Here is a 17,017-nt window from a genome sequence, read left to right on the forward strand (position 1 = left end):
AACTTGAGCGAATAGAGGGGGTCATGGAAACGACCGCAGCACAGAACGACCGGGCCGCCGGAGTCCTGCTCGCCACCGCAGCAGGAGACGCACTCGGGGCGGGATACGAATTCACCTATCCGACGGACGCCACGCCCATCGACATGATCGGCGGCGGACTCGGGCCGTTCGCGCCCGGTGAGTGGACCGACGACACCTCCATGGCCCTCGCCATCGCCGAGGTCTCGGCGACCGGCGTCGACATCGGTGAGGGCGCCGGACTCGACGCGGTCGCGGCGCAGTTCCTCCGCTGGTACGCCACGAACCCCAAGGACATCGGCAACCAGACGCGTGCCGTCCTGCGCGAGGCGGGTCCCACCGCCGCCACCATGACGGCGCGCGCCCGCAGCCTCCCGGGACGTACCGGCGGCAACGGATCGCTCATGCGCACCGCACCCGTCGGGCTCGCCTACCTCGACGACGCCGAGCGGTGCCTGGCCGCGGCACATGCGATCAGCAGCCTCACCCACGCGGACGAGCAGGCCTCCGAGGCATGCCGGCTGTGGTCGTTCGCAATCCGTCACGCCGTCCTCCACGGCACCTTCGACGGCGTGCGGGTCGCCTTGGCCCACCTGCCGCGACCCGCCGCACAGCGGTGGACGGCGCTGCTCGACGAGGCCGAGACCGCGCCGAGTCCGCGCGTGTTCGACAACAACGGCTGGGTCGTCTATGCCCTGCAGGCCGCGTGGTGGGCGATCACGCACGCCCGCACCGACGGCCCCGGACACCTGCCGGAGGCACTCGAACTCGCCGTGCGCGCCGGCAACGACACCGACACGGTCGCAGCCATCGCGGGCGGACTGCTCGGCGCCCGGTGGGGTGCGTCCGCGGTGCCCGAGCGGTGGCGTCGCATGCTGCACGGATGGCCCGGTTACCGTGCGGACGACCTCGAGCGGCTCGGGCTGCTCACCGCGCGGAAGGGCTCCGGGGAAGGTGGGGTGACACGGCCTTCCTCCGGGAAGGCGGGGTGACACGGCCTTCCTCCGGGAAGGCGGGGTGACACGGCCTTCCTCCGGGAAGGCGGGGCGGCACTGCGGGTCGTCGAGGGGTGAGACTTCCCGGAATCCGCCGGATGCCTCCGCTCGCGGCTGTGATGCGGTAGACACGACCCGTCGGCCGGATACTCGAGGAGGGATCGCACGTGGCTTCCATCGCACTTCCACGCATCATGCGCGTCGGCGGGGGTGCCGTCGACGAGATCGGGGAGGTCGTCGCCGGACTCGGACTCGCCCGACCGCTGGTGGTGACCGACAAGTTCCTGGTCGGCACGGGCGCGGTGGATCGGATGGTCGCGCAGCTCGAGGCCGCCGGACTGCAGCCCGCTGTCTTCGCCGAGACCGTGCCCGACCCCACCACCGCCTCGCTCGAGGCGGGTGTCGCTGCGGTCGCCGAGCACGACGCCGACTGCGTGATCGGGTTCGGTGGGGGAAGCCCGATGGACACGGCCAAGGCACTCGGCCTGCTCGCCCGGCAGGGCGGCCACATGCGCGACTACAAGGCGCCGCGCGACAACATCGGTCCGGCGCTACCGGTGATCGCCGTGCCCACCACGGCGGGAAGCGGCTCGGAGGCAACCCAGTTCACGGTCATCAGCGACAGCGAGACCGACGAGAAGATGCTGTGCCCGGGTCTGGCCTTCCTGCCGGTCGCCGCGATCGTCGACTACCGGCTCACCCTGACGATGCCCCCGCGCCTGACTGCGGACACCGGCGTGGACGCGCTCACCCACGCCATCGAGGCCTATGTCAGCAGGAAGGCGAACCCGTTCTCCGACAGCCTCGCGCTGGTCGCGATCGGCACCATCGGACAGGTGCTGCGACGCGTCTACGCGGACGGGCAGGATGCCGAGGCGCGCGAGCGGATGATGCTGGCCGCCACGCAGGCGGGCATCGCGTTCTCCAACTCCAGCGTCGCGCTCGTGCACGGCATGAGCCGGCCGATCGGCGCGCACTTCCATGTTGCGCACGGCCTGTCGAACGCCATGCTGTTCCCGGCGGTCACCGAATTCTCCGTGGATGCCGCCGAGTCCCGTTATGCCGACTGCGCCCGCGCCCTCGGCGCGACTTCGGCGGATGCCTCGGATGCGACCGCCGCCGCCGACCTGGTCGTCGCGCTGAAGGAACTGTGCCGCGACGTGGAAGTGCCGACACCGAAGTCCTACGGCATCGACAAGCAGACCTGGGACGAGAGGGTCCCGGTCATGGCCGAGCAGGCGCTGGCGTCGGGATCCCCGAACAACAACCCGAGGATCCCGACGGCCGACGAGATCCGCGAACTCTACGGGCGGATCTACGCCTGAGAACGGCTCATTCGGGAGCCTGATCGTCGGGTTCGACCTTCTCCGTCTTCACCCGGTCCGCGACGTTGCCGGGTACACCCTCCTGCTCGCGTTCGTTCTCGACCTTCTGTTCGAGCTTGTCGACGAGGTTCTTGATCTTCTGGCCGGTGAGGTCGTCGTTGTCCTCGGGGCGGCCCGAGCCGTGCTTGGGGGCGTTGTCCATCGACGTCCGTCCTTCGTTCGTAGGGTGCAGGGGAGCGGTACCCGAGCGCCTGAACGGTCAAACGGGCAACGGTTCTGCTCACGCCGATCACCACCCTGTACGGGCGGGCCGATCCGGACGATCATCGGGGCGGCCTGTCCGACGACGAAGGGGGACGAGGATGACCGTCACCGAGGAATTCCTGAAGAACAACGAGACCTACGCGGCCGGCTTCTCCGGCCCGCTGCCGCTCCCGCCCAGCAAGCACATCGCGATCGTGGCGTGCATGGACGCCCGGCTCGACGTGTACCGGGCGCTCGGCATCGAAGAGGGCCAGGCCCATGTGATCCGCAACGCCGGCGGAGCCGTGACCGACGACGTGATTCGCTCGCTCACGATCAGCCAGCGACTCCTCGGCACCACCGAGATCGTGCTGGTCCACCACACCGACTGCGGCATGCTGACCTTCACCGACGACGAGTTCACGCGCGCGGTGCAGGACGACACAGGTATCCGCCCGGCCTGGGCGCCGGAGTCCTTCCGCGACCCGCACGAGGACGTGCGCCAGTCGCTGCGCCGCATCGAGACGAGCCCGTTCGTCACGAAGACCACCTCGCTGCGCGGGTTCGTCTTCGACGTGGCCACCGGCAAGCTCGAGGAGACCGTGCCCGCCGCCTAGCTCATCGGGTCTGCTCGGCCGCGGCGGCGATGTCGGCGAGGTCCTGTTCGAGGGCCTTGCGGGTCGCGCGTTTCGCCAGCGGGGCGAACAAGGTCATCGCGAGCTGCGCGAAGGCCCCGAGCGGTCCGCTCTCCCCGGAGAACTCCACGGTCAGATCCGTGCCGCCCGCCGAGGGGGTCAGGTCGAAGACGGTCCGGTAACGGGCGCCGCGGGATTCGGCGACGACGACGGTGCGCCGCTCCGGATCCACCTCGGCGACCTGCATCTCCTCGGTCGCCGACTGCCCGAACATCACCCGGGTCTCCCGCCATCGCGTCCCCACCTCGTAGCCGGTGCCGTCCAGTCGTTCCACGGCCTTCACCCCGCGCAGGGTGACAGGTGCCTCGTCCAGTGCAGTGAGCACCCGCCACACCGCGGACGGTGGTGCGGCGATGTGGCGGGAGACCTCGATGCGTTGTTCCACTTCTCTCCTCGTGATCGTTCGGGTCAGAGCGGGAGCTCGGTCTCCTGCAACCCGGGCGGAAGGCTACGGCGCCGGAACCATTCGACACCGAAGGCCGCCCGCAGGTGTTCCTCGGGCATGTTCAGCATCGGCCCGAAGTCGCCGATCTGCGACTCGTAGCCCACCATCGCCGCGCGTTTGGCGCCCAGCGTCGTCGACACGTCCACGGCGGTGGTCAGTTCCGATTCCGGTAGGCCGAAGGTCTCGAGGTCCGGTGGGCGCACGTCGTCGGGGGTGTCCGGCAGCGCCGAGAGCAGCCGCATCAGATGGTCCCGGTTCGTGGATGCCTCGTAGACGGCGTCGTGTCCGGTGATCCGTTCGGCATGGACCCCGGCACGGTGGACCTGGACGTGATCGGGATGGCCGTAGCCGCCGTGCGCGTCGTAGATCGTGACGACATCGGCGCGTTCCTGCTCGATCACGGCGGCCAGCCTGGCTCCCACCTCGCTCGGATCGGCGTTGGCGAACGAACTCGGGTCGTGGTTGCCGGCGGTGCCGGCCATCCCCGAATCGCCGTATCCGAAGGGCACCACCCGCGCCGCACCCAGCGCCCGGGCCGATTCCTCGAGTTCCTTCGTGCGGCGGGCGGCGAGGGATTCGCCGGGCGCGAGCAGCCCATCGGGATACTCGCCGCGGGCACCGTCGGTGGCGACGACGAGCACGACGCGATGCCCGGCGTCGGCGGCCCGGCGCATCACGCCACCGGTGAGGAACACCTCGTCGTCGGGGTGTGCGTGGAAGCACAGCAGAACGCTCATGGCGTTCATGCTGACACGCTGCCCGTCCGTTGCAGTGGTCAGTCCGACTCGCCGTATCGGGCCGCGAGGTTCTCGGGCATCGGTTCGTGCCGCAGATACTGGCGGGCGAAATCGGCGGTGCCTTGCGTGATCGCCCGCAATTCGACCGGATAGCGGCCGAGTTCGAGTTCGGGAACCTCCGCGCGCAGCAGGGCGACACCCGGCTCGGGGGATTCGGTGCCGAGCACCCGTCCGCGCCGGGCCGACAGATCGCCGAGGACCGCGCCGAGATACTCCTCGGGCACGATCACCCGCACGGCGGCGACCGGTTCGAGTACGCGAACGGTGCTGTGCGCGGCCGCATCCCGCAGGGCCAGCCCGGCTGCCGCCTGGAATGCAGCATCGGACGAATCCACCGAGTGGGCCTTGCCGTCGACCAGGGTGACCTGCACGTCGACGAGCGGATATCCCGTCGTCACGCCCTTCTCGGCCTGCGCGTACACGCCCTTCTCCACGGACGGGATGAACTGGCGCGGAACCGCACCGCCCACCACCTTCTCGGCGAAGACGACCCCGCTGCCCACCGGAAGTGGTTCGACCTCGACGTCGACGACCGCGTACTGGCCGTGCCCGCCGGACTGTTTGACGAGTCTGCCGTGGCCTTTCGCGGGGCCGGCGAAGGTCTCCTTCAGCGGCACCCGATGCTCGACCGTGTCGACCTGGACACCGTGCCGGGTGCGCAACCGTTCGAGGACCAGTGCGGCGTGCGCCTCACCCGTGCACCACAGCGCGAGCTGATGGGTCTCGGGATTCTGCTCGACGCGCAGCGCGGGATCTTCGGAGGCGAGGCGCGACAGGGCCTGGGACAGCTTGTCGTCGTCGGTGCGGGTGTGTGCCTCGATCGCGACGGGGAGCAGGGGAGTCGGGGTCGGCCACCGGTCGAGCGGGACCGGATGGTCGGGGTCGTACAGGACGTCGCCGGGTTGTGCCGTCGCGAGCTTCCCGACGGAGGCGATGTCTCCCGCCACGGCCTCGCCGACCGGGCGCTGTTGCTTGCCGAACGGGCTCGTCAGGGCGGGAATGCGTTCGCGGCTGTCGCGGTCGCCGTCGGCCAGCGCGACGATCGTGTCGGGTCGCAGCGTGCCGGAGTAGACGCGCACCAGGCTGATCCGCCCGACATAGGAGTCGCCGGCCACGCGCACGACCTGCGCGGCGAGCGGACCGTCCGGATCGCACGGCGGTGCACCACGACCGCGCTGCGTCGGTGCCGGGAAACCGGTGGTGATCAACTCGAGCAATTCGACGGCGCCGATCCCCGTCTCGTCGGCGGGGACGGCCGGGTGCAGGGTGCACGCCAGGATCTCGCGGGTGAGTCCTTCCTGCAGGGAGGCCGTGTCGAGTTGCTCGCCGGCGATGAACCGCTCCATGAGTGTGTCGTCCTGGCCGGAGATGGCCTCCACGAGACTCTCGCGCGCCTCGGTGGACACCGGGCACGGACCGGGTTCGCCGTAGCTGCGGCCCGTCAGCAGACCCATCGACCCGATCGGGCGGTCGCCGTCGTAGACGGGATAGAACATGGCCCGGAGGGTGTCCGGTCCCAGACCGAAGGCGTCGTGGCAGTCGGTGAGCATGTCGTCGAAGCTGTGCCGGGCGACGTCGAGTTTGTTCACCACGATCGCGCGGGGGATCGCCTCGTCGTCGCATTCGCGCCAGAGCGCGCGGGTCGCGGCGCTGATGGGATCGGTGGCGGAGACGACGAAGATCGCCGCGTCGGCGGCGTGGAGACCGGCGCGGACCTCGGCGTCGAAGTCGGGATGTCCCGGTGTGTCGATCAGGTTGATCTTGATGTCGTTCCATTCGAGGGGCACGACGGACAGCTGCACCGACCGGCGGTGGCGCTGCTCGATCTCCTCGTAGTCGGACACCGTGGTGCCCTCGGCCACGCGCCCGGCGCGCCCGACGGCGCCCGCTGCGACGGCGAGGGACTCGGTGAGGGTGGTTTTCCCGGAGCCGCTGCACCCCACCAGGGCAACGTTGCGGATCCGGTCGGGACTGTCGGCGGTCGGTGCCTGCCGGCTGCGTGCTGCGGAGCGATCGGGCATCGAGCTACTCCCTCGTGTGACCTGCAGCACAGTCTAGGGCATTCCGATCGTCCCTCCGGGGAGGTTCGCAACACGCGCTCGAGGCTCGCAACGCCACCGGTGACCGATGATGTTGCGAGCCTCGAGGTGCTGATGCGTACCCCGGCCTGCTCAGTACACGTCGCGCACGTACCGCTTCTCGCGCTTGAGGGTGGTGACGTACTCGGCGGCCTGCTCGTCGCTCATGCCGCCGTGCTCGGCGACGATCTCGTGCAGCGTACGGTCGACGTCCTTCGCCATCCGCGACGCGTCGCCGCAGATGTAGAAGTGTCCGCCCTCCTCGAGCCACGCGAACAGTTCCGCACCGTGCTCCTTCATGCGGGTCTGCACGTAGATCTTCTCGGCCTGATCGCGGGAGAACGCCAGGTCCAGGCGCGTGAGCACGCCCGAGTCGGCGAATTCGGTCAACTCGTTCTCGTAGATGTAGTCGCAGCCGCGCTTCTGGTCGCCGAAGAACAGCCAGTTCTTCCCCGTCGCACCCCGTGCGCGACGTTCCTGCAGGAAGCCGCGGAAGGGTGCGATGCCGGTGCCCGGACCGATCATGATCATCGGCGCCGTGTCGTCGGCGGGGACGCGGAAGGCCTTGTTCTTCGACACGAAGATGCCGACCTTGCTCTCACCGACACGATCGGCGAGGAAGGTCGAGCACACGCCGCGACGCTCGCGGCCGTCGGTGCCGTAGCGCACCGCCGCGACCGTCAGATGCACCGAACCGTCGCACGCGTTCGGGCTCGACGAGATCGAGTACGCCCGGTGCTGCAGCGGACGCAGCAGCGCCAGGAACTGCTCGGCCGACAGCTCGGGTGCGGGATCGAGCAGCAGCACATCGAGAATGTCGCGGCCCCACAACCATTCGTCGAGCGCGGCCTTGTCGCCGTGCCGCAGCACGTAGGTGAGTTCCTCGTTGCCCGTGTGCTTCTCGATCTCCTCGAGGAGATCGACGGACGGAGCGGTGATCTCGTAGTTGTAGGTGAGCAGATGCTCGAGCGTGTCGTCGTGACCCTCGGGGACGGTCGCGCCGTCGAGACCGAGCCGACCGAGGATCGCGCGTACGAGTTCGGTGTCGTTGACAGGCACCACGTTCAGCGCGTCGCCCGCTTCGTATTCGAGACCGGAATCGGCGAGCGCGAACTCGTAGTGCCGGATCTCCTTGGCCGAGTCCTCCCCGGACAGCAGCACATTCGACGTCAGCACCGCAGGATAGGGATTCTTGCGGGTCCACTGCGACTTCGCCGGGGCGGGTGCCGCCGGTGCCGCGGGGGCGGGAGCGCCGTCGCCCACGATGCCCTCGACGGCCGCGACGAGCGGCAGCGTCTCCGCGATCCACGTCGCGGCGAGCTCCTCGAACTCGACGTCGCAGTCCACCCGCGGCATGATGCGCTGCGCACCGAGCTGCTCGAGTCGCATGTCGATGAGCTTGCCCGCCTGGCAGAACCCGTCGTAACCGGTGTCGCCGAGAGCGAGCACCGCGAAGTTCATGCCGTCGAGACGCGGGGCGCTCTCGGCCGACAGTGCCTCCCAGAACAGCTCGGCGTTGTCGGGCATCTCGCCCTCGCCGTAGGTGGACGTGACGATCAGGACCTGGGCCAGACCGGCGAACCGGTCGAGGTCCATGTCGTCGAGAGCGCACACGACGGGCGCGAAGCCCTGGGCGCGGGCCGCGACCGCGGCGTCCTCGGCGACGGCTTCGGCATTGCCGGTCTGCGAGCCGTAGAGCACATGCAGAGCGGGTGCCGAGCCGGCGGTCCCGGCATCGTCGGCGGGACCACCGGAGAACAGGCGGGTCTGCATCCCGGCGACGAAGCCGGAGAGCCACGACCGCTGATCGGCGGTGAACGGGGCGTCGAGGGGAATGAACGGGCCGGTGGTGGTCACGCGGAGACTCCCATCGTGGAGGTGAGGACGTTCGGGACGGCGTTGCGTGCGAACAGTTCCTCGTAACCGGGCAGGCGACCTGCGGCGTCGAGATTCTTGCGGCTCTGCAAGAGGATCCAGCCGTAGGTACCGGGCGCATCGACCGAGCGGACGTTGCGCAGGGCCAGGGCCTGCTTGTAGTCGTTCAGGCGCTTGTCGGCGACCAGCGCTGCGAGTTGCTCGTCGGTGTGGTCGGCGATCGCCGCGAGGGCGTAGCGCTCGAGCTTCGCGACGAGGAAGAAGTCCTCGGTGAGCAGCAGATTGCGTGCGGCCTTCTGCACCGCCGGGTCGGCGACGTCGGTGGCGCCGGGCACCTTCTGCAGCGCCATCTCCTGCGCGGCGGCAAGCACCGTGTAGTTGTTGAGCAGCGCGTACATGGCCTCGGTGTCGGTCGCGTCCGGGGTGACACCACCGGCGACGGGAACACCCGAGCGGTAGTTCTCCTTGAACTTGCGCACCTGGTGCGCGACCAGCGCCGTGGCGACCTCGGCAGCGAGGTCCTTGCGCGACGCTGCGGCGAGGATCTCGTCGAGGTCCTGGTACTGCAGCAGCGCGCGCGGCATGCCGTACGCGAACCGGTGCTGCTCGACCTGCCAGTTGTCGATCAGGAAGCGGGCCTTCACCGAGCCGGTCGCCTCGACGTGCAGGTGCAGCAGCTGCAGCACCGCGGCGTTGTGGATCGCGGCCTGCGGGTCGTCGCCGGTGATCGACCCGAGGACGATCGAGTCGGCGCTGGCCTTGCGGGGGAGCAGGCCCTCGGGGTCGTACTGGTAGACGAACCCGCCCGACATGCCGTTGCCGAAGCCCTTGCCGAACTCGCCGATGTTGAGCACCGCGCCGTTGGTCATGTACTCGCAGGCGAACTCGCCGACACCCTCGACGACGGCGGTGGCACCGGAGTTGCGCACCGCGAAGCGGTCGCCGGCCTCGCCCTCGACGAACAGGCGACCACCGGTCGCACCGAAGAGCGCGAAGTTGCCGATGAGCACGTTGCCACCGCGATCGTCGCTGCCGCCACCCGGTGAACGCAGCACGATCTGCCCACCGCACTGGCCCTTGCCGACGCCGTCGTTGGCGGTACCGGTGTGCTCGATGTGCATGCCGTCGTTGCAGAACGCCCCGAAGGACAGGCCCGCCGAACCGGAAGTGGTGATGGTGACGGTGCCGTCGCGCAACCAGCGGCGTCCGCGCTCGTCGTCGAGCACGGCCGGCAGGACGCCGAGATCCTCGTGGTTGAGCATGCGCTCGATGTCGATCGCGAGCTGCGCACCGACGCTCTTGTTGTTGTTCGTCAGCTGCACGCCGTCGCCGAGCGCGACGGTGAGCTCCATCCCATCGACGAGGGCCTCGCGCAGCCGGGCCACCCACGCCTCGTCGAGCGAGTAGTCCTTCTCCATGTAGACCGGGTTGTCGATGTGCACCTCGGGCAGCACCGCGAGCATCGCCCGCAGGTCCAGCCGGCCCACGCTCGACGGGTGGTCGAGCAGGTGCAGCAGGTCGGCGCGGCCGCGCGCGTCGCGTAGCGACCGCAGACCCAGGCGGGCGAGCAGCTCGCGGGTCTCGTGCGCGACGTTGAGCAGGTACTGGGCCATCGCCCGCGGATCACCGTTGAACACTTCGGGATTCGTGGTCAGACCTGCCGGGCACTTGACGTTGCAGTTCTTCGCCATGACGCAACCGAGCATCATCAGCGCCGTGGTGCCGAACTCGAAGCTGTCGGCGCCGAGCAACGCGGAGGCGATGACGTCCGACGCCGTCTGGTGCGCACCCGAGCACCGCAGCACGACCTTGTCGCGCAGACCGTTGGCCGTGAGGGCCTGATGGACCTCGGCCACACCGATCTCCGCGGACCGGCCCGCGTACTTCAGCGAGGTCACCGAGGCGGCGCCCGTGCCGCCGGTGTTGCCGGCGACGTTGATGACGTCGGCGCCCGCCTTGGCGACACCCACAGCGATCGTGCCGATGCCCTCCGAGGAGACGAGCTTGACGATCACCCGCACCCGCGCCGCCTTGGCGTCGTGGATGAGCTGGGCGAGGTCCTCGATCGAGTAGGTGTCGTGGTGCGGCGGCGGCGAGACCAGCTCGACGCCCGGGGTCGCACCACGTGCCGCGGCGATCTCCACCGTGACCTTCTTGGCGGGCAGCTGGCCGCCCTCGCCGGGCTTGGCGCCCTGCGCGATCTTGATCTCGATCTCCTCGAGCATCGGATCGGCGAGGTAACCGGCCCATACACCGAAGCGTCCGGACGCGAACTGCTTGATGCGCGAACCGCGGATGGTGCCGTAGCGGGAGATGTGCTCGCCGCCCTCACCGCAGTTCGACATGCCGCCGACCATGTTGGTGCCGTGGGCGACGGCTTCGTGGGCGTTGGAGTTGAGCGCGCCGTGGCTCATCGCGCCCGACGCGAGCGTCGGGGTGATCTCGTGCGCCGGCTGCACCCGGTCGAGTCGCACGCTCAGCGGGGCCTGACGGACCTGCTCGAGATAGCGCGCGGCATCACCGATCGCGTGCACGGTCAGGGTGTCGCCGTAGCAGCGGTGCGAGACGATGCCGTCGCCGAAGCGGGCGACGAGCGAGGCCGCGAGCGCATCGGGGCGACGGTGGTCGTCGGCGAGCGGACCGGTCAGACGCAGGACGAACTCGCTCTCGCCGACCCGCGCGGCGGAGATTCCGCGCACGAGCATCGAGTTGTTGCCGAACCGTGCGAAGCGGCCCATCTCCTTGGTGAAATCCTCGGCGGTGACGGCGAAAGTGACGTCGGCGGGCAAGGCCAGCACGTCGCGCAGCGCCGCGGGACGTTGCGCGCGCTCGTCGGCCATCGTGCGAGCGAACGCGCGGTAGCCCGGGGTGATCTCGAAGGCATCGATCTCGGCGGGTGTCAGGGCACGGAAACCGCCGTAGCGGTACGACGCGTCGTCGAGACCGTGCGCGTCGGAGAGGCGGTGCAGCGGCAGCAGACGCAGTGCGTCGGTCAGGTCCGGCTCGGCCTCCTTCTCGACGGGCAGCGTGGACGGTTCCTCGGTCATGTCCACGAAGCCGCGTACGGCGGTCGTGCCGAACGAGTGACCGGCGCCCTCGGCGCGCTCCTTGAACAGACCCAGCAGTGGGACGTCCTTCTCGGTCTCGACTGTGAGGGCGCGACGGTGCCAGTCGGCGACGGCCTGCGCGAGGGTGGTGAAACCGACACCGCCGACCGGGGACTTGACGTTCGGGAACCAGCGCGCGAGCACCTCGTCGCTCGTGTCGAGATAGCTCGGCTCGAAGAACTCACCGCCGATGTACGACTCGACGGTGCACAGGCCGACGCGTCCCATCGTCTTCATGAGCGACTTCTCGGCGGCCTTGCGGAACTTCAGGAACGCGGCGTCGGCGTCGTCGCCGAACTTCTCCTCGGCGCGCATCTGCACCGTGAGCGGATACACCGCAGCGGCACCGAAGCCGAGGGTCGCGGCGATGTGATGCGACGAGAACAACTGTCCGGACTCGACGATGACGGACACGCGCAGACGCAGTCCCTCGTCGATCAGGCGCTGGTTGACCGCGGCGACGGTGAGCACCATCGGCAGTCCGGCGCGGTCGGTGGAGACGTGCCGGTCGGTGAGCACGGCGATGCCACCGGATTCGCGAGCGAAATCGGCAATGGCCTCGGCTGTACCGTCGATCGCGGCGGCGAGCGCGGCCGCGTTCGCCTTCGCGTCGTCGAAGACGGGGGAGTACAGCATCTCGAATCGCCGCACCGGGGTGTCGGACTGCTCGCGGATACGCAGCATGTCGAGGTGCGTGAGGATCGGGGTGGGCACCACGATCTGGGTCGCGGACGAGGCGGGAGCACCGCTACCGGGACGGGCACCGAGCGCGACGCGCAGGGTCATGCCGTCCGCCTCGCGGATCGAGTCCAGCGACGGGTTGGTGACCTGGGCGAAGCGCTGCGAGAAGTACTTGGCCACACCGCCTTCCTGATCCGACAGCGCGTTGATGGCGTTGCCGTAACCCATCGCGGAGATGCGTTCCTGACCCGAGGCGAGCATCGGGTCGAGCATGAACCGGAAGGACTCCTGGTTGATGCTGTAGGACACGTAGCGCTGGTAGCGGCCGAGATCGCCGTTGTAGCGCAGCGGGGAACCGGCCTTCTCGGCGGGAACCTCGGGCAGGGCGTCGAGATCGCGGCGGGCCTCGTCGACGAGCGACGCGTAATCCTGCCGGGCAGCAAGAAGTTCGAGTGCCTCGACGGTTCCGTAGGAGCGGCGCGTGCGGTGATCGAAGTACAGCATGCCGCCGGCCTCGATGCGGCCGCGACGCAGCACGGTCTCGGGCGCGAAATCGAACTGACCGGCCTCGGAGGTGACGGCGAGGTACTCCTCGGTCTCCACGGTGCGCAGCGGGCGCAGGCCGAGGCGGTCGAGGCGCGCGCCGACGACGGTGCCGTTGCCGAAGATCAGCGCCGCGGGGCCGTCGTTCTTCTCCTCGTACAGCGAGAAGAACTCGAGCATCGCGCGGACCTGCGGCGACAGCTCGGTGTCGTTCTCCCAGGCCGGCGGCATCATCTGCACGACGGCGGTGACGAGGTCGAGGTCGTTGTGGGCGATGCGCGAGGCCAGGGTCTGATCGAAGCGGCAGCTGTCGGACTGTCCCGGCGGGCGGATGATGTCGCGGCCCATCGCGCGGGCGAGGGCGCCCTCGAACAGCCGGTTCTTGCGATCGGTGTTCAGTTCGCCGTTGTGCGCCATGAGGCGGAACGGCTGCGCCATCGTCGGATGCGGATCGGTGTTCGTCGAGAACCGGGTGTGGAAGAACAGGGTGTGCACCGCGTGCCGCGGATCGGTGAGATCGCGGAAGTACGGGATGACCTCGTGAGAGTTCAAGCGGTTCTTGAGAACCTGCGTGCGCGCACTGAGCGAGAGCGGGTACAGCCCGCCCAGTTCCGGCTCGGTGTAGGCGCGGGCCTCGACCTCGAGGAGCACGTCGTGCAGCAGCCGGTCGAACTCGTCGACGGTCTCGCACGCGTCGGGCCGGGTGAAGATCCACTGCCGGATCGGCAGCTGGTATTTCGTTGCGGCAGGACGTAACACGCTGTCGTCGACGGGAACGTCGCGCACCGTGAGCACGGTGACCCCGGCTCCGGCGAGTGCCGACGAGACGAGTTCCTCGGCATCGGCATGCGCCGCGGGATCGGTGGGGAGGAAGAAGTTTCCGACACCGAAGTTCCCTTCCTGCAGGGGCGTTCCGGTGATCTCGGAGAAGAAGGCGACCGACAGGTCCACGTTGATGCCGGCTCCGTCGCCGACACCCTCTGCGGACATGCCACCGCGGTGCGGCACGACGCACAGGGCTTCGTGGCCGCGGGTGAGCACGTCGTGGGTCTGCACCCCGTCCTTGCGGGTGATGAAACCGACACCACAACTGCTCTTGTCCAGCGTGCTGTCGTACAGGCCGGTGTCACTGGCGTGCGTCACGGACGTCCTCCTCGGTGCATCGAAATCGGCGTCGACCGGCAGTGACGATGCGAAGAAGAGGGAACGCGTGGGAAGGCGCAGCTCCTGAGGTGCATAGACGTGTGCCGGAGACGATGTGTGTGAATGCAGACGTCTTTGTCCGAATGCGCCGTGCGTTGCGACGGTGGAGCGCGCGAGCAGCAATGGCCAGTGTAGCGCACGTGTTAACTCCGATGACGGCGGGATACATCACAACCCGCCGGGAGTAAACGCTGTATTGCGGGAGGGGTCTTCGCTACGCTCGCGCCCAACGGCGTCGACAGGCCGGCCTACGAGCAGGGGAGAGCGATATGACCGACATTCTCGACCGCACGAAGATCTACATCGACGGGCAGTGGGTGGACTCCGACGGCAGCGGCCGCATCGAGGTCGTGAATCCGGCGACCGAAGAGGTCGTCGCGGTGGTCGCCGAGGGTGTCGCCTCCGATGTCGATCGAGCCGTCGCCGCGGCGAAGGCCGCCTTCCCGGCCTGGGCCGCGCTCAGTGGCGCGTCACGTGCCGCCTACCTGGAGAAGGTCTCCTCGCTGGCGAACGAGCGCGCCGACGAGCTCACGAGGGTCGTCTCCCAGGACATGGGGATGCCCGCCCACTTCGCGCGTGCCATCCAGGTCGGTATGCCGCTGAAGAACATCGCCGGCTATGCGTCGCTGGCCGGAACGTACGACTTCGACGACCAGGAGATCGGCAACGCCCTGGTCGTGCGCGAACCCATCGGGGTCGTCGGGGCGATCACCCCGTGGAACTACCCGCTGCACCAGGTGGTGCTGAAGGTGTTCGCCGCGCTCGCCGCCGGATGCACCGTGGTGCTCAAGCCCACCGAGGTCGCGCCGCTGGTGACCTATGCGCTCGTCGACATCGTCGACGAGGCCGGCCTGCCGCCGGGCGTGTTCAACCTCGTCAGCGGTTACGGGCCGGTCGTCGGCGAGGCCATCGCCGCGCACCCCGACATCGACATGGTGTCGTTCACGGGCTCGACGCGTGCCGGCAAGCGCGTCTCGGTCGTTGCCGCGGAGACGGTGAAGAAGGTCGCGCTCGAACTCGGCGGCAAGTCGGCCAACATCATCCTCGACGACGCCGACCTCACCGCGGCCGTCACCGAGGGTGTCGGCAAGTGCTTCCTCAACTCCGGCCAGACCTGCACCGCACTGACCCGCATGCTCGTCCCCGCCGACCGTCTGCAGGAGGCCACCGCCATCGCCGAGCAGGTCGCGCGGGCCTACACGGTCGGGCTGCCCGACGATCCGTCGTCGAAGCTCGGCCCGCTCGTCAGCGGAACGCAGCAGGCACGCGTGAAGGCGTACATCGACAAGGGCGTCGAGGAGGGTGCCGAACTGGTGCTCGACGGACGCGAAACCGAGTTCACCACCGGCTACTTCGTCGGCCCGACCGTGTTCACGAACGTCGCGCCGGAGATGACGATCGCCCGCGAGGAGATCTTCGGGCCGGTGCTGTCGATCATCGGATACCAGGACGAGGACGACGCGGTGCGCATCGCCAACGACAGCGAGTACGGCCTGTCCGGCGGGGTCTGGTCGGCCGACCCGGCGCGAGCGGAGGCGGTGGCCCGCCGGATGCGCACCGGTCAGGTCTACATCAACGGCGGCGCTTTCAACACCGACGCACCCTTCGGTGGTTACAAGCAGTCGGGTATCGGACGCGAGGCCGGCGTTTTCGGGCTCGAGGAGTTCCTGGAGATCAAGACGATCCTGCGCTGACGGTGCCGCATCGTTTCGTCGGACCGGTCAGTAGTAGACCGCGCCGGGCACGCCACCGCCCACAGCGATCGCGTCGCCGGTGATGCCGATGCTGCGCGGGCTCGCGAGGAACGCGACGACGTCGGCGACCTCGCTCGCGTCGATGAGGCGGTTCACGGAGTTCTTCGCGATCTGCTGTTCGAGTTCGGCTACCGGCGTGCCGGTCTCGGCCGACTCCTCGGCCAGGCGTGCCGCCAGCCGCTCGGTGCGGGTCCGGCCGGGGTGCACCACGGTGACGTTGATGCCGTGAGGGCCGAGTTCGTCGGCGAGGTTCTTCGTCACAGCCGCAACGCTGACGTTCCGGACCGTCTGGGCGATGGAGTTCGCGCTGCGCGCACCGAGGCCGCTGATGTTGATGATCCGGCCCCAGCCCTGTTCGATCAGATAGGGAGCGACGGCGCGTGCGGTGCGCAGGCAGCCGAGGACCTTGATCTCGACCTCGTTGCGCACGACGTCGTCGGTGGTCGCGGCGAAGTCCGTCGGCTTGTTGGCGCTCCAGGGAGTGGCGGCGGAGTTGACGAGGATGTCGACCCCGCCGAGTTCGGCGACGGCCCGCGCGACCAGCGCGTCGACCGAGGCCTGGTCGCCGGTGTCGGTGGGCACGGGAACGATTCGTCGCCCGGTCTCCTCCGAGAGGGTCTTCGCTGCGATGTCGAGATCGGCCGCGGTACGGGCCGCGATCACCACGTCGGCGCCTTCGGTGGCCAGTGCCCGCGCGATGGCGTAGCCGATGCCGCGGCTACCGCCGGTGACGATGGCCCTCTTCGCGGTGAGTCCGAGATCCATGCTGCTCCTGTCCGTTCTTCGGGGATGTCCCGACGGTATGCCGACAGGGGAGCGGGCGGCCACGTTTGCGACCGGCGTGATGCGAATCGGTGGACGGCTCCGGGTACGGCGACGGCCCCCGCACCGTGTGGTGCGGGGGCCGTCGGTTGTAGGTCTCAGGCCTTGCGGGTGCGGCCGAGGCGCAGCAGCGTCATCGCGAGCGTGCTGCCGTCGGTGCCGAGTTCGGCGAAGCGTCCCAGGACGGCCATTTCCTCGGCCTGTGCTTCGCGGCTCGCGTCGGTGCCCTTCGCGGATGCTCCGGCGCGCTGAACGAGCTCCGAACGCCGCTTGATCACCGCGAGCAGCTGAGCGTCGAGCTCCTTGATCTGCTCGAACAGCTCCCCGAGCTCTGCCTCGGCCGACGAAGCTTCGCCGACGGACGCGATGCCAGGCGAATCAAGCTGGACAGTCATGCAGACTCCTCCGGTCTCGTCTGAATCGTCACAGATTGTGT

Annotated in this window: 12 protein-coding genes; 4 read left to right on the top strand and 8 right to left on the bottom strand. The window is 69.0% G+C overall.

Features of this window, described 5'->3' with window-relative positions; genetic code table 11:
• The first annotated feature begins 23 nt into the window (after positions 1–23).
• Together C6Y44_RS08195 and C6Y44_RS08200 are read left to right on the top strand one after the other, a co-directional pair.
• Positions 24–1,010: an ADP-ribosylglycohydrolase family protein gene (locus C6Y44_RS08195; protein WP_159418745.1), complete on the top strand. Its 987-nt coding sequence runs from the start codon at positions 24–26 to the stop codon at positions 1,008–1,010.
• Positions 1,011–1,207: 197 nt separating this feature from the next.
• On the top strand, positions 1,208–2,338 hold the full coding sequence (locus C6Y44_RS08200) for an iron-containing alcohol dehydrogenase (RefSeq protein ID WP_159419271.1): 1,131 nt from the start codon (positions 1,208–1,210) through the stop codon (positions 2,336–2,338).
• Positions 2,339–2,345: 7 nt separating this feature from the next.
• Here the strand turns inward: C6Y44_RS08200 and C6Y44_RS08205 are convergent, their stop codons facing one another.
• Positions 2,346–2,540, bottom strand: coding sequence for a hypothetical protein (locus C6Y44_RS08205; RefSeq protein WP_159418744.1), 195 nt, complete (start codon positions 2,538–2,540; stop codon positions 2,346–2,348).
• Between the two features lie 160 nt (positions 2,541–2,700).
• Between C6Y44_RS08205 and C6Y44_RS08210 the strand changes: the two genes are divergently transcribed.
• Positions 2,701–3,198, top strand: coding sequence for a beta-class carbonic anhydrase (locus C6Y44_RS08210; RefSeq protein ID WP_159418743.1), 498 nt, complete (start codon positions 2,701–2,703; stop codon positions 3,196–3,198).
• 1 nt (position 3,199) lies between these two features.
• Here C6Y44_RS08210 and C6Y44_RS08215 read toward each other — a convergent pair whose 3' ends face one another.
• The 5 genes from C6Y44_RS08215 to C6Y44_RS08235 all read right to left on the bottom strand — a co-directional run bounded on the left by C6Y44_RS08215 (position 3,200) and on the right by C6Y44_RS08235 (position 13,945).
• Positions 3,200–3,661, bottom strand: a complete 462-nt coding sequence (locus C6Y44_RS08215) for an SRPBCC family protein (protein ID WP_159418742.1) — start codon at positions 3,659–3,661, stop codon at positions 3,200–3,202.
• 23 nt (positions 3,662–3,684) lie between these two features.
• Positions 3,685–4,458 carry a PIG-L deacetylase family protein gene (locus C6Y44_RS08220; RefSeq protein ID WP_174247060.1) on the bottom strand — a complete coding sequence of 258 codons (774 nt, stop codon included), beginning with the start codon at positions 4,456–4,458 and terminating at the stop codon, positions 3,685–3,687.
• Between the two features lie 38 nt (positions 4,459–4,496).
• Complete coding sequence (locus C6Y44_RS08225; RefSeq protein WP_159418740.1) at positions 4,497–6,539, bottom strand: elongation factor G-like protein EF-G2; 2,043 nt, start codon at positions 6,537–6,539, stop codon at positions 4,497–4,499.
• 150 nt (positions 6,540–6,689) lie between these two features.
• Positions 6,690–8,453, bottom strand: coding sequence for a sulfite reductase subunit alpha (locus tag C6Y44_RS08230; protein WP_159418739.1), 1,764 nt, complete (start codon positions 8,451–8,453; stop codon positions 6,690–6,692).
• Entirely contained in the window at positions 8,450–13,945 is a 5,496-nt protein-coding gene (locus C6Y44_RS08235) for a glutamate synthase-related protein (protein WP_192378739.1), read from the bottom strand. Before C6Y44_RS08235 ends, C6Y44_RS08230 begins: the two co-directional genes overlap by 4 nt.
• Positions 13,946–14,274: 329 nt before the next feature.
• On the opposite strand from C6Y44_RS08235, the gene C6Y44_RS08240 reads away from it, so the two are divergent.
• Entirely contained in the window at positions 14,275–15,699 is a 1,425-nt protein-coding gene (locus C6Y44_RS08240) for an aldehyde dehydrogenase family protein (RefSeq protein ID WP_159418737.1), read from the top strand.
• 27 nt (positions 15,700–15,726) lie between these two features.
• Here C6Y44_RS08240 and C6Y44_RS08245 read toward each other — a convergent pair whose 3' ends face one another.
• Positions 15,727–16,524: an SDR family NAD(P)-dependent oxidoreductase gene (locus tag C6Y44_RS08245; protein ID WP_060654350.1), complete on the bottom strand. Its 798-nt coding sequence runs from the start codon at positions 16,522–16,524 to the stop codon at positions 15,727–15,729.
• A 155-nt stretch (positions 16,525–16,679) separates the two neighbouring features.
• Complete coding sequence (locus C6Y44_RS08250) at positions 16,680–16,976, bottom strand: chorismate mutase (protein WP_085469565.1); 297 nt, start codon at positions 16,974–16,976, stop codon at positions 16,680–16,682.
• Positions 16,977–17,017: the final 41 nt, after the last annotated feature.

Source organism: Rhodococcus rhodochrous, from assembly GCF_014854695.1.
Lineage (GTDB): Bacteria > Actinomycetota > Actinomycetes > Mycobacteriales > Mycobacteriaceae > Rhodococcus.

Excerpts from the sequence above, each read along its gene's own strand:
- C6Y44_RS08210 (WP_159418743.1), top strand. The coding sequence starts at position 2,701 with ATGACCGTCACCGAGGAATTCCTGAAGAACAACGAGACCTACGCGGCC.
- C6Y44_RS08240 (WP_159418737.1), top strand. The coding sequence starts at position 14,275 with ATGACCGACATTCTCGACCGCACGAAGATCTACATCGACGGGCAGTGG.
- C6Y44_RS08225 (WP_159418740.1), bottom strand. The coding sequence starts at position 6,539 with ATGCCCGATCGCTCCGCAGCACGCAGCCGGCAGGCACCGACCGCCGAC.
- C6Y44_RS08195 (WP_159418745.1), top strand. The coding sequence starts at position 24 with ATGGAAACGACCGCAGCACAGAACGACCGGGCCGCCGGAGTCCTGCTC.
- C6Y44_RS08245 (WP_060654350.1), bottom strand. The coding sequence starts at position 16,524 with ATGGATCTCGGACTCACCGCGAAGAGGGCCATCGTCACCGGCGGTAGC.
- C6Y44_RS08200 (WP_159419271.1), top strand. The coding sequence starts at position 1,208 with ATGCGCGTCGGCGGGGGTGCCGTCGACGAGATCGGGGAGGTCGTCGCC.
- C6Y44_RS08220 (WP_174247060.1), bottom strand. The coding sequence starts at position 4,458 with ATGAGCGTTCTGCTGTGCTTCCACGCACACCCCGACGACGAGGTGTTC.
- C6Y44_RS08205 (WP_159418744.1), bottom strand. The coding sequence starts at position 2,540 with ATGGACAACGCCCCCAAGCACGGCTCGGGCCGCCCCGAGGACAACGAC.
- C6Y44_RS08250 (WP_085469565.1), bottom strand. The coding sequence starts at position 16,976 with ATGACTGTCCAGCTTGATTCGCCTGGCATCGCGTCCGTCGGCGAAGCT.